This is a genomic window from Streptomyces gardneri (assembly GCF_006539185.1).
GTDB classification, from domain to species: Bacteria; Actinomycetota; Actinomycetes; order Streptomycetales; family Streptomycetaceae; genus Streptomyces; species Streptomyces gardneri.
On sequence record NZ_BJMN01000006.1, the window covers coordinates 178,967 to 200,180 of the forward strand.

The 21,214-nt window shown below is 73.6% G+C and carries 21 protein-coding genes; 10 read left to right on the plus strand and 11 right to left on the minus strand.

From position 1 onward, the window contains the following. Positions 1 to 14: 14 nt before the first annotated feature. On the plus strand, positions 15 to 1,040 hold the full coding sequence (locus tag SGA01_RS05185; protein WP_141293746.1) for a LacI family DNA-binding transcriptional regulator: 1,026 nt from the start codon (positions 15 to 17) through the stop codon (positions 1,038 to 1,040). 52 nt (positions 1,041 to 1,092) lie between these two features. On the opposite strand, the gene SGA01_RS05190 is transcribed toward SGA01_RS05185, so the two are convergent. The 6 genes from SGA01_RS05190 to rhaI all read right to left on the minus strand — a co-directional run bounded on the left by SGA01_RS05190 (position 1,093) and on the right by rhaI (position 8,685). Continuing rightward, complete coding sequence (locus SGA01_RS05190) at positions 1,093 to 1,737, minus strand: LutC/YkgG family protein (protein WP_141293748.1); 645 nt, start codon at positions 1,735 to 1,737, stop codon at positions 1,093 to 1,095. Next, on the minus strand, positions 1,734 to 3,143 hold the full coding sequence (locus SGA01_RS05195; RefSeq protein ID WP_141293750.1) for a LutB/LldF family L-lactate oxidation iron-sulfur protein: 1,410 nt from the start codon (positions 3,141 to 3,143) through the stop codon (positions 1,734 to 1,736). Before SGA01_RS05195 ends, SGA01_RS05190 begins: the two co-directional genes overlap by 4 nt. A gap of 65 nt (positions 3,144 to 3,208) precedes the next feature. Beyond that, positions 3,209 to 3,925: a (Fe-S)-binding protein gene (locus SGA01_RS05200; protein ID WP_141293752.1), complete on the minus strand. Its 717-nt coding sequence runs from the start codon at positions 3,923 to 3,925 to the stop codon at positions 3,209 to 3,211. Continuing rightward, positions 3,925 to 5,361, minus strand: a complete 1,437-nt coding sequence (locus SGA01_RS05205; RefSeq protein ID WP_141293807.1) for a rhamnulokinase — start codon at positions 5,359 to 5,361, stop codon at positions 3,925 to 3,927. Before SGA01_RS05205 ends, SGA01_RS05200 begins: the two co-directional genes overlap by 1 nt. 68 nt (positions 5,362 to 5,429) lie before the next feature. Further along, on the minus strand, positions 5,430 to 7,475 hold the full coding sequence (locus SGA01_RS05210) for a bifunctional aldolase/short-chain dehydrogenase (protein ID WP_141293754.1): 2,046 nt from the start codon (positions 7,473 to 7,475) through the stop codon (positions 5,430 to 5,432). A 43-nt stretch (positions 7,476 to 7,518) separates the two neighbouring features. Next, entirely contained in the window at positions 7,519 to 8,685 is a 1,167-nt protein-coding gene (rhaI, locus tag SGA01_RS05215; protein ID WP_141293756.1) for an L-rhamnose isomerase, read from the minus strand. 166 nt (positions 8,686 to 8,851) lie between these two features. Between rhaI and SGA01_RS05220 the strand changes: the two genes are divergently transcribed. After that, positions 8,852 to 9,172, plus strand: a complete 321-nt coding sequence (locus tag SGA01_RS05220; protein ID WP_055640256.1) for an L-rhamnose mutarotase — start codon at positions 8,852 to 8,854, stop codon at positions 9,170 to 9,172. 123 nt (positions 9,173 to 9,295) lie between these two features. Then, positions 9,296 to 10,333, plus strand: a complete 1,038-nt coding sequence (locus tag SGA01_RS05225; RefSeq protein ID WP_141293758.1) for a LacI family DNA-binding transcriptional regulator — start codon at positions 9,296 to 9,298, stop codon at positions 10,331 to 10,333. A 72-nt stretch (positions 10,334 to 10,405) separates the two neighbouring features. Here SGA01_RS05225 and xylA read toward each other — a convergent pair whose 3' ends face one another. Then, positions 10,406 to 11,575, minus strand: coding sequence for a xylose isomerase (gene xylA, locus SGA01_RS05230; protein ID WP_141293760.1), 1,170 nt, complete (start codon positions 11,573 to 11,575; stop codon positions 10,406 to 10,408). Positions 11,576 to 11,750: 175 nt separating this feature from the next. Between xylA and xylB the strand changes: the two genes are divergently transcribed. The 5 genes from xylB (at position 11,751) to SGA01_RS05255 (ending at position 15,117) form a co-directional block, all read left to right on the plus strand. Then, entirely contained in the window at positions 11,751 to 13,247 is a 1,497-nt protein-coding gene (xylB, locus tag SGA01_RS05235; protein ID WP_141293762.1) for a xylulokinase, read from the plus strand. Between the two features lie 74 nt (positions 13,248 to 13,321). Further along, entirely contained in the window at positions 13,322 to 13,882 is a 561-nt protein-coding gene (locus SGA01_RS05240; protein ID WP_141293764.1) for a hypothetical protein, read from the plus strand. A gap of 65 nt (positions 13,883 to 13,947) precedes the next feature. After that, entirely contained in the window at positions 13,948 to 14,178 is a 231-nt protein-coding gene (locus tag SGA01_RS05245) for a hypothetical protein (protein WP_055640251.1), read from the plus strand. 61 nt (positions 14,179 to 14,239) lie between these two features. Next, a complete protein-coding gene (locus SGA01_RS05250) occupies positions 14,240 to 14,623 on the plus strand; it encodes a VOC family protein (protein WP_141293766.1) in 384 nt (127 codons plus the stop codon). 107 nt (positions 14,624 to 14,730) lie between these two features. After that, positions 14,731 to 15,117 (plus strand): VOC family protein, encoded by a 387-nt coding sequence (locus SGA01_RS05255; RefSeq protein WP_141293768.1) that lies wholly within the window; start codon positions 14,731 to 14,733, stop codon positions 15,115 to 15,117. 123 nt (positions 15,118 to 15,240) lie between these two features. On the opposite strand, the gene SGA01_RS05260 is transcribed toward SGA01_RS05255, so the two are convergent. Then, positions 15,241 to 16,107, minus strand: a complete 867-nt coding sequence (locus SGA01_RS05260) for a GNAT family N-acetyltransferase (protein WP_141293770.1) — start codon at positions 16,105 to 16,107, stop codon at positions 15,241 to 15,243. A 193-nt stretch (positions 16,108 to 16,300) separates the two neighbouring features. Here SGA01_RS05260 and SGA01_RS05265 point away from each other — a divergent pair, with 193 nt between their 5' ends. Beyond that, the gene (locus tag SGA01_RS05265) at positions 16,301 to 17,575 is read left to right on the plus strand and encodes a serine hydrolase domain-containing protein (RefSeq protein ID WP_229918310.1); all 1,275 of its coding nucleotides are present in this window, start codon (positions 16,301 to 16,303) and stop codon (positions 17,573 to 17,575) included. A 34-nt stretch (positions 17,576 to 17,609) separates the two neighbouring features. Here SGA01_RS05265 and SGA01_RS05270 read toward each other — a convergent pair whose 3' ends face one another. Together SGA01_RS05270 and SGA01_RS05275 are read right to left on the minus strand one after the other, a co-directional pair. Next, a complete protein-coding gene (locus SGA01_RS05270; RefSeq protein WP_141293772.1) occupies positions 17,610 to 18,545 on the minus strand; it encodes a ketopantoate reductase family protein in 936 nt (311 codons plus the stop codon). Continuing rightward, positions 18,542 to 19,111 carry a winged helix-turn-helix transcriptional regulator gene (locus SGA01_RS05275; RefSeq protein WP_141293774.1) on the minus strand — a complete coding sequence of 190 codons (570 nt, stop codon included), beginning with the start codon at positions 19,109 to 19,111 and terminating at the stop codon, positions 18,542 to 18,544. Before SGA01_RS05275 ends, SGA01_RS05270 begins: the two co-directional genes overlap by 4 nt. Positions 19,112 to 19,192: 81 nt before the next feature. Between SGA01_RS05275 and SGA01_RS05280 the strand changes: the two genes are divergently transcribed. Continuing rightward, positions 19,193 to 20,410, plus strand: coding sequence for an ROK family transcriptional regulator (locus SGA01_RS05280; RefSeq protein ID WP_141293776.1), 1,218 nt, complete (start codon positions 19,193 to 19,195; stop codon positions 20,408 to 20,410). Between the two features lie 6 nt (positions 20,411 to 20,416). Here SGA01_RS05280 and SGA01_RS05285 read toward each other — a convergent pair. Then, on the minus strand, positions 20,417 to 21,214 hold a 798-nt coding region (locus tag SGA01_RS05285), incomplete at its 5' end, for an MBL fold metallo-hydrolase (protein ID WP_304364575.1).

The window sequence follows — 21,214 nt, forward strand, 5'->3', positions numbered from 1 at the left end:
GGGAAACACACAGCATGAGCACAGCAGCGGCAAGGCGCCGCCCGGCGACCATCCACGACGTGGCCCGCGAGGCCGGGGTCTCGCGCGGCACCGTCTCCCGTGTCCTCAACGGCGGCCACTACGTCAGCCCGTCGGCGAAGGCCGCCGTCGACGCGGCGATCCGCAGAACGGGATACGTCGTCAACCGGCACGCCCGCTCGCTGATCACCGGCAAGTCCGACTCGGTCGCCTTCCTCCTGACCGAGCCGCAGGAGCGATTCTTCGAGGACCCCAACTTCAACGTCCTGCTGCGCGCCTGCACCCAGGCCCTCGCCGCCCAGGACATCCCGCTCCTCCTGATGATCGCGGGCACCGAGGACGAGCGCCGCCGCAACCTCCGCTACATCGAGGCCGGCCACGTCGACGGCGTCCTCCTCGTCTCCAGCCACACCGGCGACCCCGTCGTGGCCAGGCTGCACGAGGCCGGCGTGCCCGTCGTCGCCTGCGGAAAGCCGCTCGGCCAGACCGCCAAGATCGGCTACGTCGCCGCCGACGACCGCGACGGCGCCCGCGACATGGTGCGCCACCTCCACGCCTCGGGGCGGCGGCGGATCGCCACCGTCACCGGCCCGCTCGACACCCCAGGCGGTGTCGAACGCCTCGCCGGCTACCGCGAGACGCTCGCCGAGGTCGGACTCCCCGTCGACGAGAACCTCATCGCCGCCGGCGACTACAGCCGGGCGAGCGGCGAGGACGCGGCCCGCGACCTCCTGGAGCGCGCCCCCGACATCGACGCCGTCTTCGTCGCCTCCGACCTGATGGCGCAGGGCGTCCTCGACACCCTGGCCCGCGCGGGCCGGCGGGTCCCCGAGGACATCGCGGTGGGCGGCTTCGACGACTCCCCGGCGGCCCTCTCCAGCCGCCCCTCGCTCACCACGATCCGCCAGCCGTGGGACCGCATCAGCACCGAGATGGTGCGTACGCTCCTGGCCCGGATAGCGGGGGAGGACCCGGCGGCGGTCATCCTGCCCACGGAGCTCGTCCGCCGGGAATCGGCGTAGCGCACGCGCGTGGCGAACGGCCGGGCTCCTTCGGGGGCCCGGCCGTTCGGCGTCAGCCGCCGGTCACCAGGATCACCTCCAGGGTGCGCGGGCCGTGGACGCCCTCGACCCGGTCGAGCTCGATGTCGCTCGTCGCCGACGGCCCGGAGATCCAGGTGAGCGGACGCCCCGGGTCGAGCCGGGGGAGCGCCAGCGGGACCGAGGCCACCACCTGTTCCGGTGCGAGGACCACACAGACGTGCAGGTCGGGGACGAGGGTGAGGGCGCGACGGCCCTGTCCAGGACCGCCGTCGAGGACGATCGTGCCGGTCTCGGCGATCGCCAGGGCGCAGCCCGTCACCACGGCGTCGATACCGTCGAGTGCGTACGGGGACAGCCGGGGCTCGTCGGGCCGCCGGACGGCGTCCGTGGCGGCGAGCCATGCGTCGGGCAGTCCCGGTGGCACGGCGACGCTCCGGGCGCCGCGCTCCGCGAGCCGCTCGGCGACCAGGGCGGCGAGGCCGTCGGGGGCGGTGCGGTGGACGTGGGCGCGGTAGTCGGCGAGGTTCTCGTGGAGCAGGCCGAGCACGGCCGCCGGGTCGTCGGCGGTGTGGCTCGTCCGGTAGTCGCGGGCGACGGCGGCCGCCTCGGGCGCGTTCGCGACGGCGGCGCGGACCCGGGCGAGGATCCGCTCGCGTGCGGAGACGGCGTCGGTCATGGGCGGTTCTTCCTCCACCAGTCGCGGAACGGTTCGGCGGGCAGTTCGGGCAGGTCCCGATGGTCGGACCACTGGCGGGCGCCGGGCCCCGGCAGCCGCTTCGGGTGGACCTTGCGGGTCGCGGACGCCAGCCGCTCAACGGCGGCCAGCGTGTTCGGACGGTCGAGGACCCAGGAGGCGGCCTTGATCGCGGCCTTCTCCAGGCGATGGCCCTTCCCGCCCTCCTCGGCGACCCGCTCGCGCAGGTGCACCAGGACCTCGGGGATGTCGATGGCGACCGGGCACACCTCGTAGCAGGCGCCGCACAGTGAGGAGGCGTACGGCAGCGAGGCGTCGATCTCGCTGCTCGTGCCCCGGAGCTGGGGGGTGAGGATGGCGCCGATGGGCCCGGGGTAGACCGAGCCGTACGCGTGGCCGCCGGCCCGCTCGTACACCGGGCAGACGTTGAGGCAGGCCGAGCAGCGGATGCAGCGCAGCGCCTGACGCCCCACCTCGTCGGCGAGGGCGTCCGTGCGGCCGTTGTCGAGGAGCACCAGATGGAAGGCGCTCGGCCCGTCCTCGTCCGTCGTGCCGGTCCACATGCTGGTGTACGGGTTCATGCGTTCGGCCGTCGACGAGCGGGGCAGCGTCTGGAGGAACACCTCCAGGTCCCGCCAGCTCGGCACCACCTTCTCGATCCCGACGACGGAGATGAGGGTCTCGGGCAGGGTCAGGCACATGCGGCCGTTGCCCTCGGACTCGACGACGACCAGGGTGCCGGTCTCGGCGACCATGAAGTTCGCCCCCGAGATCCCCACCTTGGCCCGCAGGAACTTCTCCCGCAGGTGCAGCCGGGCCGCCTCCGCGAGCTCGGCCGGGGTGTCGCTCAGCCCGTCCGGTGCCGGACGGCCCCAACTCCCCATCTTCTCGGCGAAGATGTCGCGGATCTCGGCGCGGTTGCGGTGGATGGCCGGGACCAGGATGTGTGAGGGGCGGTCCTCGCCGAGCTGCACGATGAGCTCGGCGAGATCCGTCTCGTAGGCGGCGATGCCCTCGGCCTCCAGGTGTTCGTTGAGCCCGATCTCCTGGGTGGCCATCGACTTGACCTTGACGACCTCCGTCTCGCCCGTGGCCCTGACCAGGGCGGTGACGATCCGGTTGGCCTCCGCCGCGTCCGCCGCCCAGTGCACGGTGCCGCCCGCGGCCGTCACCGCCGCCTCCAACCGGACCAGATACGTGTCCAGATGGCGGAGCGTGTCGTCCTTGATCCGCTTCCCGGCCTCCCGCAGCGCGGCCCAGTCGTCGAGCTCGGCGACCGCCCTCGCCCGCTTGTCCCGGATCGTGTGCGTCGCGTGCCGCAGGTTCGCACGGAGGGTCGTGTCACCGACCGCCTCGCGCGCCGCCTCGGGAAAGGACGGCATTCCCATGAATGCCCTCCCGTCACCCGACCGCCGCCCCTCATCGAGCGCTGACGCGCGCACCTTCTTGTCACTCACCGCCAGGGCTCCTCTTCCGTGCTCGCCAGGATCTCCGCCAAGTGCAGTGCGCGCAGCGGGTCCTCCCGCCGTCTCAGCATCCCGCCCAGGTGCAGCAGACAGGAGTTGTCCGCGCCGCACAGCACCTCCGCGCCCGTGGACAGCGCGTTCGTGATCTTGTCGGCGCCCATGGCGGCCGACACGTCCGGGTTCTTCACCGCGAAGGTCCCGCCGAAGCCGCAGCACTCCTCCGCCCCCGGCAGCTCCACGAGTTCCAGTCCCTTCACCGCCTCCAGGAGCCGCCGGGGCCGCTCGCCGAGCCCGAGCAGCCGGAGCCCGTGGCAGGACGGGTGGTACGTCACCTTGTGCGGGAAGTACGCGCCCACGTCCGTCACACCGAGCACGTCCACGAGGAACTCCGTCAGCTCGTACACTCGTGGGCCGAGGCCCGCCGCCTCCGCGCCGAACGACGGGTAGTGGTGCCGCACCATCGCCGCGCAGGAACCGGACGGGACGACGACGTGCTCGTACCCCTCGAAGGCCCGGACCGTGCGCCGTACCAGCGGCCCGGTCTCCTCGCGGTAGCCGGTGTTGAACTGCGGCTGGCCGCAACAGGTCTGCGCGGCGGGGAAGTCGACCTCCACGCCGAGCCGTTCGAGGAGCCGGACCGTCGCCACACCCGTCGCGGGGAAGACGGCGTCGTTGACGCAGGTGACGAAGAGGGCGACGCGCATCACGGGTTCCTCGGGGACGGTTCGATTCGGGCGGCGGCCGCGTCCCAGGCGGCGCGGCCGGCGGGATCCTTCCGCGGTACGTAGTGTCGCAGGGGCTGCGTCGCCGAGACGAGCCGACGCGTCGAGGGCAGGTCGCCGACGAGCCCGGCCGCCCGCGCCTGCACGAGGACGTTGCCGAGGGCCGTGGCCTCGACCGGACCGGCGACCACCGGCAGCCCGGTGGCGTCCGCCGTCAGCCGGCACAGCAGCTCGTTGCGTGCCCCGCCGCCCACGAGATGGATCCGCGTGATGTCCCGGCCGGCCAGCTCGGCGGCCTGCCGCAGCGTCCGCCGGTGGGCCAGCGCCAGGCTCTCCAGGACGCAGCGGACCACCGCCCCGGGGGTCTCGGGTGCGCGCTGCCCGGTCCCGCGGCAGTGGGCCCGTATCCGCGCCGGCATGTCGCCCGGGGCCAGGAACTCCGGTGCGTCCGGGTCGACGAGCGCCGCGAACGGCTCGGCCCGGGCCGCCAGCGAGAGCAGCTCCGGCAGGTCGGCCACCGGGCCCCGCCCCTGCGCCGCCCACGACCTGCGGCACTCCTCCAGGAGCCACAGGCCCATGATGTTCCGCAGGAAGCGGATGGTGCCGTCGACTCCGCGCTCGTTGGTGAAGTCGGCCGCCCGGGACGCCTCGGTGAGCACCGGGGCGTCCAGCTCCAGACCCGCCAGTGACCAGGTGCCGCAGGACAGATAGGCGAAGTCCTGGGCGGTGGCCGGGACGGCGACCACGGCCGAAGCGGTGTCGTGCGAGGCGACCGTCGTCACCGGGGTCCTGGCGTCGAGCCCGGTGAACTCGGCGACGTGCGGCAGGAGTTCACCCGCCGGATCGCCGGGCGCGCGGAGCGGCGGCAGCAGCCCGGGATCCACCCCGAGCCGGTCGAGCACGTCCTTCGACCAGCTGCCCGCGCGGGCGTCGAAGAGGCCCGTCGTGGAGGCGTTGGTCTCCTCGGCTCCGACCGTCCCCGTCAGCCAGTGGACCATCAGGTCCGGCATGAGCAACAGCGTGCGCGCCGCTTCCAGTTGGGCGCTCCCGGCGGCCGCGGCGAGCTGGAAGACGGTGTTGAACGGCAGGTACTGGAGGCCGGTGACCCGGTACATCTCCGCCCGGCCGACCCGCGCCCACACGGCCTCGGCGGCGCCGTCGGTACGCGGGTCGCGGTAGTGGAACGGAGCGCCGAGGAGGGCGCCGTCCGCGTCGAGGAGGCCGTAGTCCACGCCCCAGGTGTCGACGCCGACCGAGGCGACCCCGCCGGCGCGGGCGGCCGCGCGCAGCCCGTCCAGAACGCCCCGGTAGAGGCCGAGGACGTCCCAGCGCAGCCCGTCCGGCAGCCGGACCGGGGTGTTGGGGAAGCGGTGTGCCTCGGTGAGGTCGAGGATCCCGGGTCCGACGCGGCCGAGCATCACCCGCCCGCTGGTGGCCCCGAGATCCACCGCCGCGAAGACGTCCCGGGGCCCCTTCGCCGACCCGTTCACCGGAGGAAGGCGGCGGCCACGCCCGCGTCCACCGGGACGTGGAGACCGGTCGTGTGGCCGAGGTCGCCACCGGTGAGCGCGAAGACCGCGTTGGCGACGTGCTCGGGCAGCACCTCCCGCTTCAGCAGCGTCCGCTGGGCGTAGAAGGCGCCCAGCTCCTCCTCCGCGATGCCGTACGTGGCGGCCCGCTGGGCGCCCCAGCCGCCGGCGAAGATGCCCGAACCGCGCACCACGCCGTCCGGGTTGACGCCGTTGACCCGGATGCCGTGCTCACCCAACTCGGCTGCCAGGAGCCGCACTTGATGGGCCTGGTCGGCCTTCGTGGCGGAGTAGGCGATGTTGTTCGGTCCGGCGAACACCGCGTTCTTGGAGGCGATGTAGACGATGTCGCCGCCCAGCCCCTGGGCCGTCATCACCCGCGCGGCCTCCCGGGAGACGAGGAACGAGCCCCGCGCCATGATGGCGTGCTGGACGTCCCAGTCCTGTGCCGTCGTCTCCAGGAGCGGCTTGGAGATGGAGATGCCCGCGTTGTTGACGACCAGGTCCACCCCGCCGAAAGCGAGCAGCGCCGACCGGAAGGCGGCCCCGATCCGCTCCTCCGACGTGACGTCCACGGCGACCGCCACCGCCTTGTCCGGACCGCCCAACTCCTCGGCGACGGCAGCCGCGTTGGCGGCATCGAGGTCGGCGACCACCACACACGCGCCCTCCGCGACGAGCCGGTGCGCGATGGCCCGGCCGATGCCGCTGCCCGCGCCCGTCACGAGCGCCACCCGGGTCGCGAGCGGCTTCGGCGGCGGCATCCGCCGCAGCTTGGCCTCCTCCAACTCCCAGTACTCGATGCGGAACTTCTCCGACTCCTCGATCGGCGCGTACGCGGAGACCGACTCGGCCCCGCGCATCACGTTGATCGCGTTGACGTAGAACTCGCCCGCCACCCGCGCCGTCTGCTTGTCGCGGCCGAAGGAGAACATGCCCACGCCCGGGACGAGGACGATCGCCGGGTCCGCGCCCCGCATCGCGGGGGAGTCCCCGCTGGCGTGCCGCGCGTAGTACGCCGCGTACTCCTCGCGGTACGCGGTGTGCAGCTCCCGCAGCCGCTCGACCGCCCGGTCGAGGGGCGCGTCGGCCGGCAGGTCGAGGACGAGCGGTCGGACCTTCGTCCGCAGGAAGTGGTCGGGGCAGGACGTGCCGAGGGCGGCGAGGCGCGGGTGCTCGGCGCGGGCGAGGAAGTCGAGCACCGCGTCGGAGTCCGTGAAGTGGCCGACCTGCGGATGGTCCTGGGACGCGAGCCCCCGGACGTACGGGGCGAGCGCCGCGGCCCGCTCCCGGCGCTCGGCCCCGGACAGCGGCGCGTACCCCTCGACGACCGGGCCGAAGGGCTCCGGGCGGCCCCGCTCGACGAGGAACGCCTCGGCGGTGCGGATGATGTGCAGTGCGTTGCCCTCGCACTCCTCGGAGGTCTCGCCCCAGGCGGTGATGCCGTGGCCGCCGAGGACGACGCCGATCGCCGCCGGGTGGGCAGCCTTCACCGCGGCGATGTCCAGGCCCAGCTGGAAACCGGGGCGCCGCCACGGCACCCACACCACCGTGTCGCCGAAGCATTCGGCGGTCAGCTTCTCCCCGTCGGCGGCGCAGGCGAGCGCGATCCCCGCGTCCGGGTGGAGGTGGTCGACGTGGGCCGCGGGCACCAGGCCGTGCATCGCGGTGTCGATGGACGGGGCCGCGCCCCCCTTCCCGTACAGGCAGTGGTCGAAGGCGGCGACCATCTCGTCCTCGCGTCCGACGCCCGGGTAGACGTCGACGAGCGCGCGCAGCCGGTCGAGGCGCAGCACCGCGAGCCCGTCCTCGGTGAGCGTGCCCAGGTCGCCGCCGGAGCCCTTGACCCACATGAGCTCGGTCGGGCGGCCGGTCACGGGATCGGTGACGGAGCCCTTCGCGGAGGCGTTGCCGCCGGCGTAGTTGGTGGTGCGGGGGTCGGAGCCGAGCCGGTGCGCGCGTCCGAGGAGAGAGGTGACGACGAGGGGTGTGGCCGGGGTCATGTGGTCTTCCTTCGGGCGGGAGGTGAACGGTCAACGAGGGGGGCTACGCGCCCCAGCCGGCCTGGTCCCCGCCGACGCGCTCGGCGGCGATCCGCTCCTGCCGTCCGGAGCGGAGATAGGCGGCGACCGGGTCCGGGTCGAGGCCCCGCTCCTCGCGCAGCGCGCGCAGCAGGGGCCGTACGTCGGTGTCGTAGGCGTCCATCAGGACGGCGTTGGCGGCGAGCACGTCCCCGTCCCGCTGGGCGGCGGCGAGGGCGTCGGCGTCGACGAGCAGCGCCTTGGCGGTGGCCTCCTGGACGTTGGCCACGGAGCGGATCACCGCGGGCACCTTCGCCTCGATGTTGTGGCACTGGTCGAGCATGAAGGCGACGTCCGCCGCCGGGGCGAGGCCGCCGTTGCGGACGACCTCGTGCATGATCCGGAAGAGCTGGAAGGGGTCGGCGGCGCCGGCCATCAGGTCGTCGTCCGCGTAGAAGCGCGAGTTGAAGTCGAATCCGCCGAGCCTCCCCTCCCGCAGCAGCAGGGCGACGATGAACTCGATGTTGGTGCCCGGCGCGTGGTGCCCGGTGTCGACGACGACCTGCGCCCTGGGGCCCAGCCTGAGGCAGTGCGTGTAGGCGGTGCCCCAGTCCGGCACGTCGGTCGTGTAGAAGGCCGGCTCGAAGAACTTGTACTCCAGGAGCATCCGCTGCCCCTCGCCGAGCCGCTCGTACACCTCCGCGAGGCACTCCGCGAGCCGTTCCTGCCGGGCGGTGACGTCGTCCTGGCCGGGGTAGTTCGTGCCGTCGGCGAACCACAGCTTCAGATCGGCCGAGCCGGTCGCGTCCATGATGTCGACGCAGTCGAGCAGGTGGTCCACGGCCCGGCGGCGCACGGCGGCGTCCGGGTGGCAGACGCTGCCGAGCCTGTACGCGTCGTCCTGGAAGGTGTTGGAGTTGATCGCGCCCAGTTCGAGCCCGCGCTCCTTCGCGTACGAGGCGAGGGCCGCGTAGTCGTCGACCCGGTCCCACGGGATGTGCAGCGACACCTTCGGGGCGACGCCCGTGAAGGCGTGGACCTGAGCCGCGTCGTCGAGCTTCTCGTACGGGGTGCGGGGCACGCCCGGCTGCGCGAAGACCTTGAACCGGGTCCCGGAGTTGCCGTAGCCCCAGGAGGGCGTTTCGATCCGCTGGGCGGCGAGTGCGGCCTTCACGGCGGCGATGTCGGGCATGTCCACCTCAGAGTGCTCGTAGCCATGAAATGAATCGATTCATTATGTGGGGGAAGCTAGCCAGCGCCCGGGGTGTCGTCAAGACTCTTGACCGAAGGAACGATCACGTCCTAGCGTCGCGACCCAGAGAAATGAAACATTTCAGTCGACGGAGCGGAGGGCGAACATGCAGCGGGTCTGCTTCCTGCTGAAGGTCCGGGCCGAGCGGGTGGACGAGTACCGCGCACGCCACGAACACGTCTGGGCCGACATGCTCACGGCGCTCTCCGCCGCCGGCTGGCACAACTACTCCCTCTTCCTGCGCGAGGACGGGCTGCTCGTCGGCTACCTGGAGACCCCGGACTTCGACCGGGCGCGCGCCGCGATGGAGGCCGCAGAGGTCAACGCCCGCTGGCAGGCCGAGATGGCGGAGTTCTTCGAGGAGCTGGACGGGCGGGCGCCGGACGCGGCCATGCGCCCGCTGACCGAGGTCTTCCACCTCGCGTGAGCACGTGAGCGTGAGCGTGTGAGTGCGAGGGGGCGGACCGGTGGGGCCGCATAGGATGAAACGCGGGGCGGAAGCCCACCCGGACCGGGTGGCGGCAGGGGCAGGACGGACCAGGTGGGACGGATGACGGACACCGCGCGAACGGTCGGGAACGTCGGCATCAAGGACGTGGCACGCGAGGCGGGCGTCTCCGTCGGCACCGTCTCCAACGTGATCAACCAGCCCGACCGGGTCTCGCCCGCGACGCTCCAGCACGTGCGGCGGGTCATCGCCCGCCTCGGCTACGTCCGCAGCGAGTCCGCCCGCCAGCTGCGCGCCGGACGCAGCAGGATCATGGCCCTGCTCGTCCTCGACATGGGCAACCCCTTCTTCGTCGACATCGCCCGCGGCGCCGAGCGCACCGCCCGGGCCGCCGGCCTCGTTGTCATGGTCTGCAACAGCGACCAGAACCCGGGCGACGAGGCCGACTACCTCTCCCTCTTCGCCGAGCAGCGCGTCCGCGGCGTGCTCGTCACGCCCGCCGACCCCAGCGGCGCGAACCTCCGGGAGTTCCGCCGCCACGGCATCCCCTCCGTGCTCGTCGACCGCGTCGCGGGCGACGGCGCCGGCTGCTCGGTCTCCGTCGACGACGTCGTCGGTGGCACCCTCGCGATCCGCCACCTCGCGGCGGCCGGACACCGCTCCTTCGCCTACGTCAGCGGCCCGTCCCACCTCCAGCAGATCCGCGACCGGCGCGAAGGCGCCCTCCTCGCGCTCGCCGAGGCCGGCCTGCCCGCCTCGGCCCTCAGGGAACTCCCCGCCGAACGCCTCGACGTGGCCTCCGGGCGCGACGCGGGCGCGCGCCTCCTCGGCCTCTCCGAGCGGCCGACCGCCGTCTTCTGCGCCAACGACCTGCTGGCCCTCGGCGTCCTCCAGTCCCTGTACGCGGCCGGGGTCCGGGTCCCGGAGGACATGGCCATCGTCGGCTACGACGACATCGAGTTCGCGGCGGCCGCGACCGTGCCCCTGACCTCCGTACGGCAGCCGGCGTTCACCCTCGGGGCGAAGGCCGCCGAGCTGCTCCTGGAGGAGACCGGTGAGCGGGCGGACGAGCACCGGCACGAGCACGTGGTGCTCCAGCCGGAGCTGGTCGTCCGCCGCTCGACTCTCGCCACGCGCTGACTCTCGCCACGCACTGACGCCCGCCGCCGCTCGGGGCCGGCGGGCGGCTGCGGGCTCGGCGGACGCCGAGGCTCAGCGGACGCCGAGGAGGTGCTCCAGGGCCAGCTGGTCGAGGTGCTCGAAGGCCATCGAGCGGGCGGCGGCCGCGTCCGCGTCGAAGGTCTCGTACGCCGTGGGGTCGGCGAGCAGCGCGGCAAGGCCGTCGGCGGCCGTGGGGACGGCGAGCTCGGGCAGCCGCGAGGCGGTCAGCGCCGCCTGGACGTCGGGGTCGGCGCGGAAGGCCGCCGCCCGCTCCTTCAGGACCAGGTAGTTGCGCATGCAGTTCTTCGCGGACTCCCAGACCCCGTCGAAGCCGTCCGTGCGCACCGGCTTGAAGTCGAAGTGGCGCGGCCCCGTGTACCCGGCCGTCTCCAGGAGGTCCACCAGCCAGAAGGCCTGGCGCAGGTCGCCCGCCCCGAAGCGGAAGTCCTGGTCGTACTTGATGCCCGACTGGCCGTTGAGGTCGATGTGGAAGAGCTTGCCCGCCCACAGGGCCTGCGCGATGCCGTGCGGGAAGTTCAGGCCGGCCATCTGCTCGTGACCCGTCTCGGGGTTCACCCCGACGAGCTCGGGGCGCTCCAGGCGCTCGATGAAGGCGAGGGCGTGCCCGATGGTCGGCAGCAGGATGTCGCCGCGCGGCTCGTTCGGCTTGGGCTCGATCGCGAAGCGCAGGTCGTAGCCCTGCTCGGTGACGTACTCGCCGAGGAGGTCGAAGGCCTCCTTCATCCGGTCGAGTGCGACCCGTACGTCCTTGGCGGCGCCGGACTCGGCGCCCTCCCGGCCGCCCCAGGCCACGTACACGGTGGCGCCGAGCTCGACGGCGAGGTCGATGTTGCGGAGGGTCTTGCGCAGGGCGAAGCGGCGCACGTCCCGGTCGTTGGCGGTGAAGGCGCCGTCCTTGAAGACGGGGTGGGTGAAGAGGTTGGTCGTCGCCATCGGGACCGCGAGTCCGGTCCGCTCCAGCGCGGCGCGGAACCGCTTCACGGTGGCGTCGCGCTCGTCCTCCGAGGCACCGAAGGGGATGAGGTCGTCGTCGTGGAAGGTGACGCCGTACGCACCGAGGGCGGCGAGCCGCTCGACGGCCTCGACCGGGTCGAGGGCGGGGCGGGTGGCCTCGCCGAAGGGGTCGCGGCCCTGCCAGCCGACGGTCCAGAGGCCGAAGGTGAAGCGGTCCTCGGGGGTGGGGGAGAAAAGCTCCGGCACGGTGTGTCCTTCCCTTGCTCTCGTGATTTGTTATCTGAGATAACTAATACGGGATGAGGGTGCCACGGCGCCAGCCCCGCATCCGGGGCAATCAGTGAAAGACGCCGGCGGACGAACCGGCGGGACGACTCGGCGGGACGACCCGGCGAGAGACCCAGAGAGACGAGGTGAGGGCGTGCGCACCAGCCGCTCCGTCGTGATCGGCGTGGACAGTTCGACGCAGTCCACCAAAGCCGTCGCCGTCGACACCGCGACCGGCGGGCTCCTCGCCGTCGGACGCGCCCCGCACACCGTCACCGGCACGGGCGGCGCGCGGGAGAGCGACCCCGAGGAGTGGTGGACCGCCCTCGCCACGGCCGTCCGCGCGGCCGTACGGGACGCGGGGATCCCGGCCACCGCCGTCACCGGCATCGCGGTCGCCGGGCAGCAGCACGGCCTCGTCGCCCTCGGCGCCGACGGCCGGGCCCTGCGCCCGGCGCTGCTCTGGAACGACACCCGCTCCGCACCCGAGGCCGCCGCCCTCGCCGCCGGGCTCGGCGGCCCGAAGTCCTGGCTGGAGCGCACCGGTTCGGTGCCCGTCGCCTCCATGACCGCCGCGAAGTGGCAGTGGCTGCGCGAGCACGAACCGGCGCACGCCGCCGCGACCACCGGGGTCCGCCTCCCGCACGACTACCTCACCGAACGCCTCACGGGCCACGCGGTGACGGACCCCGGAGACGCGTCGGGGACGTGCTGGTACGGACACGGAGGAGGTGCGGGAAGGGACTCCTACGACCCCGAGATCCTGGACCTCCTGGGTCTCGACCCCGCCCTCCTGCCCGCCGTCGCCCCCTCCGGCGCCACCCGCGTCGGCACCCTCACCGCGGCCGCCGCGGAGGCCCTCGGACTGCCCCGTACGGTCGTCGTCGCCGCCGGCACCGGCGACAACATGGCGGCGGCCGTCGGCCTCGGCCTCGGCGGCGCGGGCCTGCTCGACCACCCGGTCGTCAGCCTCGGCACCTCCGGCACGGTCTTCGCCGCCACCCGCACCCGGCCGGCGGACCCCGGGCTCGCCGGGTTCGCCGCCACCGACGGCACGTACCTCCCGCTCGGCTGCACCCTCAACTGCACGCTCGCCGTCGACCGGTTCGCCGCCCTCCTCGGCCTCGACCGCGAGGACGCGGCGCCGGGCGCCGACGCGGGGGTCGTGGTCCTGCCGTACCTGGACGGCGAACGCACCCCCGACCTGCCGCACGCCGCCGGACTCGTCACCGGGCTGCGCCACACCACCGACCCGCGCGCGATCCTCGGCGCCGCCTACGAGGGCGCGGCCTTCACCGTCCTGCATGCCCTCGACGGACTCCTCGCCGCCTGCGGCCTCGACCTGACGGACTCCGCCGTACGCGACCGTCCGCTGCGCCTGATCGGGGGCGGCGCGCGCGGCAGGACGTGGACCGACACCGTCCGCAGGCTCTCCGGGCGCCCCCTGGTCGTCCCCGCCGCCGAGGAACTCGTCGCCCTCGGCGCGGCCGCCCTCGCCGGGGGCGCCGTGACCGGCGAGGACCCCGTCGCCCTGGCCCACGCCTGGGGCACCGGCGCGGGCGAACTCCTGCCGCCGCTCGCGCGCTCGACGGAGACATGGGACCGGATCGCCGGAGTCCTCACGGCGGCGAGCCCGGGCCTTCTGCGCTGACCTGCCCGGCAGAGGACTTCTGTAGGGTCGACGGATCCGACGATCGGATGATCAAGGAATCAAGGGGGAGTCGCATGTCCAGGTTCTCGGCACCGGGCGCGGTGGTGGTGGCCGTGACACTCGCCGTGCTCGGTGTGGGCTGCGGTGCGAACGACGCGAAGGACACCCCCGAGAAAGCCGCGTCGACCGCCACGACCGCTCCGGCCGCCCCGGCCGACACGACCGCACCGGCCGACGGGGAGCCCGGCACCCCGGCCGCCGACGAGGCCGGGACCGGCACCCCGCCCGTCACGCCGGAGGCGTCCTCGGCCCCCGAGGAGACGCCCCCCGGCCTGGTCCGGGACGCCTTCGCCGGGCTCCAGGCGACCTTGAACGACTCGTGCGGCGCCCCCGGCGACTGCGCGTACTTCCTGGGGCGGGTCTACGACGAACTCCACCGCATGGACCGGGCCATGAAGGCGGACCCGAAGGGGCCCGGGCACTTCCCCGAGCCGATCGCGCTGATCGAGAAGCTCGACGCAGCGCTGGACGGCGACCGTTCCTTCGAGAACCTGAAGAAGCACCAGAGCCTGTTGATCGGCACGCGCGACCGGATCAACACGTGGATGCAGGGCCATCCCGACGACTACCGCTGAAGCACGGGATCTTCCCCGGGATCACCGGGGGCGGTTACCGTGAGGAAAACGACGGGGGAGTCACCATGATCGCTGTACTGATCCTTTTCGGGGTGCTCGGCGGCGTCGGGGCGCTGCTGACGATCACGCTGCTGCGGCGGGGCAGCAGCCGCACGGAGACGGCCGAGGGCATCCTCCAGGAGCAGGAGGCCCTGCGCCAGGCCCACCACGACCGGGTGTCCTTCGGCGCCGGGGCCGTCCACAACTCCGTACCGACGGCGAGCGACACGTACAGCCGGCGGGGCGGCCGCCCCTGATCCGGCGACGGGCCCGGAAAGCGACGATCGAATTCAGGACCCGGTCCCTACACTGAGGGGCATGGCATGCCGCATCAGTGAACTGGTCGTCGACTGCGCGGATCCGGCCCGCCTCGCCGTGTTCTGGAGCGAGGTCCTGGGCTACGTCGAGCTGGGCCGGGAGGGCGACGGAAGCATCGAGATCGGGCCGCCCGGCACCGGTTTCGGAGGCCCGCAGCCCACGATGATCCTCAGCCCGAGCAGCGACCCGCGGACCGGGAAGCTCCGTCTGCACCTCGACGTCAACCCCACCGACCGCGACCAGGACGCCGAGCTGGCGCGCCTGCTCGCGCTCGGTGCCCGACGCGCCGACGTCGGCCAGGACGGCACCGAGAACTGGCACGTCCTGGCCGACCCGGAAGGCAACGAGTTCTGCCTCCTGCGCGCCCGGATCCCGTCCGTCTGACCGACCGGGTCGCACCGCGCACTTGATCCCCGGCCCGGCGATCAGCATGATCATCCGAGTCCGGCGCGACCGGACGCGACACACCTTCAAGAACGGGGATCCCACACATGCGAGTCAAAGCCTTCGACCACCTCGTACTCAACGTGACCGACGTCGACAAGGCGCTCGACTTCTACACCACCGCGCTGGGCCTCGCGCCCGAGCGGGTCGAGGAGTGGCGGGCCGGGAAGGTTCCGTTCCCGTCCGTGCGCATAGACGAGGGCACGGTCATCGACCTCTTCTCGCGTCCGCGAGGCGAGTCCAACGTCGACCACATCTGCCTGGTGGTGGACCCCCTGGACTGGCAGGAGGTCATCGACTCCGGGACGTTCGACGTCCTGGAGGGTCCCGTCCCGCGCTGGGGCGCGCGCGGCTCGGCCCAGTCGGTGTACGTGAAGGACCCGGACGGCAACACGGTCGAGCTGCGCTGGTACCCGCAGGACACCGAGGCCTGACGGCCCGGCGGAGTCGACGCGGGTCGCTCCTCGCCGAAGGACCGGCGAGGTGGCGGCGCGAAGAGCACGCCGGGCTCCGCGCACCTCGGGCTGGTGCGCGGAGCCTCGGCATGCAGGGGACCGCTACGCGTCCCGGTACCGGTCCCTGACCTCGGGCAGTCGTCGGAAGCAGGCCGCCTCATAGGCGGCGACGGCGCCGGTGTTCGAGCTCGGGGTGCAGACGTCCGCGCTCGACGAGCCCAGCTCCCGGAGCGCGGCGGCAGCGGCGAGGCTGATCGCCCTGCCGTGGCCGCGACGCCGATGCGCCCGGTGCACGCCCATCGGTTCGAGCAGCCCGGGCCTGCCCGGACCGGCCGACCACACCGTCACCACCGCCACCGCGTCGCCCCCGTCGTCGTACGCGATCAGGCACCGCGCGTCGGTGAACGGCAGCCCGGCCGCCTTCGCGTGCCAGCGGTCCTCCGTGAACGTCGATCCGTCGAACGCCGCCCGGAGGACGGCGGCGTACACATGCGCCTGCTCCGGCCGGGCCACCTCGATCCGCACGCCCGGGTCGGTCACCGGCTCGGTGAGGTCGCGGCGCAGGGGCGTCCACGGCTCGTCGGTGTCCCAGCCCTCACCGGCCAGCACGTCCTGGACCAGGGCAGCCGTCGGCGCCTCGATGTTCGCCTTTCCCGCGGGCAGTACGCCGCGCTCCGGCTCGGTCACGTCGTCGACCAGACGCCGCGCCAGCTCCTCGTCCCGCAGAGCGTCCGGCGCGATCGTCAGGCGCAGCAGCCCGGGACCGTCCAGCAGCCCGACGGCGAGAATCCGTCCGTCCCGGCTCCACGTCCTGACCGCCGCGGCGGTCGCCTCCCCACCGAAACGCCAGAACCAGCCCAGGTCCCCCGGATGCAGCTGGAACGGCGCTCCGTCCGCCTGCCACTCCCGGAGCGCGCCCACCGCCCGGCCCAGCCCGTCGACGTCCGGCTTGCCCAATTCGATTGCCATGTCCGCGATCACACCGCACGGAACCGCCGGCGCGCACCCCGATTTCCGTCAGGCCGGCTTCCGTCGGCGCGCTGCGTCCGGACCGCGCGCTGCGTCCGAACGGCGTCAGGCGTCTGCCCCGCACGGGCGCGTCCGGCCCCGTGCGCGGAGTGTTCCGGCGGGCGCAGCCGGTGTTCCGGACATAGTGCGGCCCATGACACGCACCCCCTTCCGTACCCGGATGCGGCCACGTACGAGCCCCCGGGCGGGCGCCCGCAGGGCCCTCCTCTGCGCCGCCCTCCTCGCCGTCACGATCCAGACGACCGCCGCCGCGACCGTGTCCGCCGAGGAGCCCGGCAGCCGGGCCGGACACGGCGGGCGCGACTGCGTGCGGACCGAGGGCCCCCGCGACGACCGGGCCCGCCGCATCCTGGCCGTCACCCGCAAGGCCAAGAAGGACCTGCGCCTGAAGTCCGTGCAGCTGCGCGTCACCGTCGACGGGCGCGAGGTCGTCACCGACGCGCTGGGCGAGTCCATGACCGGTGTCCCGGCCGAGCCGGACATGCACTTCCGCGCCGGCTCCGTCGCCTTCGCCCACATCGGTACGGCCCTCCTCCGGCTGGTCGAGGAGAGGAGGGTCCGCCTCGACGACACCGTGGAACGCTGGCTGCCCGACCTGCCCAAGGCCGACCGGATCACCCTGCGCATGCTGGCCACCAACACCACCGGCCTCCACGACTACGTCTCGGACCCGGCTTTCCTCGCCGAACTGGAGACCCACCCCTTCCGCGCGTGGACCCCGAAGGAACTGGTCGCGTACCCCCTCCGACACTCGTTCTGGTACGAGCCGGGCGCCAGTTGGAGCTACTCCCACGCCAACTACGTGCTGCTGATCGCCGCGTTGGAGAAGATCACCGGAGTACGGATCGACCGACTCGTGCGGGAAAAGGTCACCGGCCCCCTCGAACTGCGCGACACACAGAACAACTTCACCCCCGACATCCCGCGCCCGGCCCTCCACGCCTTCACCTCGGACCGCGGCTTCTACGAGGAGTCCACCTTCTGGAACCCCTCGTGGACCACGGCGCCCGGCGCCGTCATCACCACCCACATCTGCGACCTGGCCCGCTCGGCCCAGGCCATCGGCAGCGGTGAGCTCCTCTCGCCCCGCTCCTACCGCACCCTGCTCGACCCGGGCACGGTCGGCCTCGGCGGCGCGACCGCGAAGTGCCCCGCCTCCATCTGCCTGAAGCAGACCGAGGCGAAGCACTTCGGCTTCGGCGTCATCGTGATCAACGGCTGGGTGCTCCAGAACCCGTCGTTCTCGGGGTACGCGGCGATCCAGGCGTACCTCCCGTCCGAACGCCTCGCCATCGCGGTCTCCGCCACGAAGACCGCGACCACGCCCGACGGCAACATGGCCCAGGAGGTCGCCGAACTCATCGCGGCCGAGCTCGCGCCGGGCACGCCGCTGGACGACCTGAGCTGACCACCGGCGGCCGGCCTTTCGGTCCTGGGTGGGCCTACAGGCCGGCCGCCGGAGCGCCGACCCGGCGCTGGTGGACCCGCAGGTGCAGGGTGGCCAGGTCGAGCAGCGGGGTCGCCACATTGAAGTCGCGCGCACGGTCGGTCAGATCGCCGAAGAGGTGCTCGACCTCGGTGGGGTGTCCCGCCGTCAGATCCCGGTACAGCGACGGCAGCATCGGCGAACCGGAGGCGGACACCACGGCGAGCGTCGCCGCCCGCTCCTCCTCCGGTACGGGATGACCCGCCGCCGCGGCGACCGCGGCGGCCTCGTCCAGGACCGCCGGTCCGAGCGCGGGCCCGCCCGGGGTGTCGTACACGTCGCCGACCGTGCCGCGCATCAGGCTCGTCACGGCGCCGAAGGTCGTGATGAAGACCCACTTGTGCCACATCGCGGTCATGACCCGCTCCGGCACCGGCGCGTCGATCCCCGCCGCCTCGAGGACGGCCCTGATCCTCTCCACGCGCGGGGAGACCGTGCCGTCCTGCTCGCCGAAGGTCAGATGGGCGAGCGGGGCCAGACGTCGGATGTCACCCGACGCGTCGAGCGTCGTGACGACCTTGGCCACCCCGCCGAGAACGGCGGACGCGCCGAACCGGGCGTTGAGGACGTCGATGTGGGCGAGGCCGTTGAGGAGGGGGACGACGGCGGTGTCGGGGCCGACGGCCGGCGCGACGTCCTCGACGGCCCGGTCGAGCCCGGTGGACTTCACCGAGAGCAGGACGAGGTCGTACGGGCCGGTCAGCTCGTCGGCCGTGACGAGCCGTGGAGCGACGACCCACTCCTCGTCCCTGCCGACGACCCGCAGCCCGCGCTCGCGCAGCGCGGCGGCGCGGGCCGGGCGGACCAGGAAGGTGACGTCCTGTCCGGTCCGGGCGAGCAGCGCGCCGAAGTAGCCACCGGTGGCACCGGCGCCGACGACCAGGATCTTCATGGGTGCGAACCTCTCGTGGTGCGCCGCTGGGGCGCGGTGGTGAGCAGCGGGGTGAGCAGCCGGTGCGGGCGGGCGAGCGCCGCCGTCACCGGGTCGGCGTCCTCGGCCAAGGGCGGGAGCCCCTGACCGGGGGTGACCAGGACGTCTCCGACGGGTACGGCCGCGCCGCAGCCGGTGCAGCGCCCCTCGGGGCCGATCGGGGCGTCGTCGTCGACGTGCCGGAAGACGCGGCGCGGGCCGCCCTCCGCCGCGTAGAACTCCTCGCCCCAGGCGGTGAGCGCGCGGACGGCGGGCCAGAGCGCGATCCCCTTGGGCGTCAGGACGTAGACCTCGCGGCGGCCGGTGCCCGTCTCGGGCCGCCGGTCCAGGACACCCGCCTCGACGAGCGTGGTGAGCCGGTCGGTGAGGACGGCCCGGGGGACCGCGAGGTGCGCCGCGAACTCGCCGAACCTGCGGACCCCGTAGAAGGCGTCGCGCAGGACGAGCAGCGTCCAGCGCTCGCCGACGACCTCCATGGAGCGGGAGAGGGCGCAGGTCTGGCCGCGGTAGTCGCGCGGAAGCGTCATGGGGGAGACACTAGCGGAGAACAGTTCGGTCACCGAACTGTTTTCAGGTGAGCGAAAGGGACGACTAGGCTCTCGCTCACCATGAACCAGCCCACGGAACCCAAGGCCGACAAGTCGGGAGTGCGCCGGCACAACCTGAGCCTCGTCCTGCGGACCGTCCACGAGGCGGGGGAGACGACCAGAGCGGCCGTCGCGGCCCGCGTCGGACTCACCAGGCCCGCCGTCTCCTCGCTCGTCGAGCAGCTCCTCGACCTCGGCTTCCTCGTCGAGTCGGGCAAGACGTTCAGCGGGCAGGCGGGCCGGCCGGGCACCGTGCTGAAACCGGCGGACACGGGTCCGGCGGGACTCGGCGTCGAGGTGAACATCGACTACGTGACGGTCTGCGTCGCCGACCTGACCGGCACCGACCGCATCCGGCGCTCCGAACGCCTCGACAACCGCGCGGCCGGCGCGGCCGAGGTCCTCGACCGGGCCGCCCGCATCGCGGCGGACGCCCTCGACGAGGCGGCCGATCGGGGGCTGGTCCCGGCCGGCGCCGGGCTCGCCCTCCCCGGACTCGTCACCGGAGGGACCGTCCGGCAGGCGCCCAACCTCGGCTGGAACGAGGTCGACGCCGAGCGCCTCTTCGGCGAGGCCCTCGCCGCTCGGCGCCCCGGCACCGGCGGACCTGCCGGCCTGGCCCTGACGTCCGACAACGAGGCCAACATGGCGGCCCTCGCCGAGCTGTGGTTCGGCTCGCTCGGCGACCTCCGGACCTTCCTGTACCTGACCGGCGAGATCGGCGTCGGCGGTGCGATCGTCGTCCGCGGCGAACTCCTGCGCGGCGCACACGGCTTCGCCGGCGAGATCGGCCATCTGGTCGTCGACGCCGAGGGGCCCCGCTGCCGCTGCGGATCGCGCGGCTGCCTGGAGCAGTACGCGGGTCAGGCGGCGCTCCTGCGGGCGGCGGCGGCCTCCGACGTCGCGGAGCTCGTACGCCGTGCCGAGTCGGCGGACCAGCGCGCGCTCGGCGCGCTCGCCGAGGCGGGCCGCATGCTCGGCCGCGCCCTGTCGGGCGCCGTGAACCTCCTCGACCCCGAGGCCGTCGTCCTCGGCGGCATCTACCCGCTCCTCATGCCCTGGCTCGCCCCGGCCGTCGCCGAGGAGCTCTCGGAGCGCGTCGTCTCCGGCCTCTGGCCCCAGGACGCCGCCCGCCTCCGGGCCGCCTCCCCGACGTCCGACGCGGCCAGGGGAGCGGCGGCCCTCGTCCTCCACGACGTCCTGACGGACCCCCTCGCCTACGCCACGACGGTCGCCTGACGCTCCTCAGGAGGGAGCCGGCGACCCGGGCGGTGCGACGAACGGGCGGGTCAGGTGGGCCGTCGCCAGTACCGCTCCGCGTTCGACGGCCCGCGCGAGCAGCTTCTCGCGGGAGGCCCGCGCCGTGGCCGGGTCGCGCTCGTGGGCGTACGCGACGGCCGGTGCGGCGAGCTGCACGGCGTGGACGAGGAGGTCGCCGGTGACCAGGACGTCCCGGCCGTCGGCGCGCTCGACGAGGACCGACTGGTGGCCAGGGGTGTGCCCCGGCGTGGGCAGCAGGGTGACACCCGGGCGCAGGCGGTGCGTTCCGTCGACCTCGTGCAATTGACCGGCGGACCGCAGCGGTTCCACGACCCAGGACCACACCGGGTCGCTCCGGTCGAGCGCGGCGGTCTCCGCGCTCTGGACGACGTAGCGGGCGTCCGGGAAGAAGGGCCTGCCCGCGGCGTCGGCAGCCCAGCCCGTGTGGTCCTCGTGCAGGTGCGTCAGGACCACCGTGTGGACGTCGCCCCGGTCGATCCCTGCCTCCGTGAGCAGCTCCGGCAGCCGGCCCGGGACGGGACACCAGGGCGCTCCGGGGCCCTCGGCGGGGCCCACGCCGGCGTCGATCAGGGTCCAGCCCGTACCGCCGGGGTCGGCGACGGCGAAGCACCGGAAGTCCAGCCGCCAGGCTCCGTCGGGCCCGACCGAGCCCGGGTCCAGGGCGGCGGCGGCCGCCCAGTCGGCCGGGCCCGCCCCGGGGAACGCGTCCCGCGCCGACCTGAAGAACATCCCGGTGGCGTCGAGCAGCGCGGTCACCGGCCC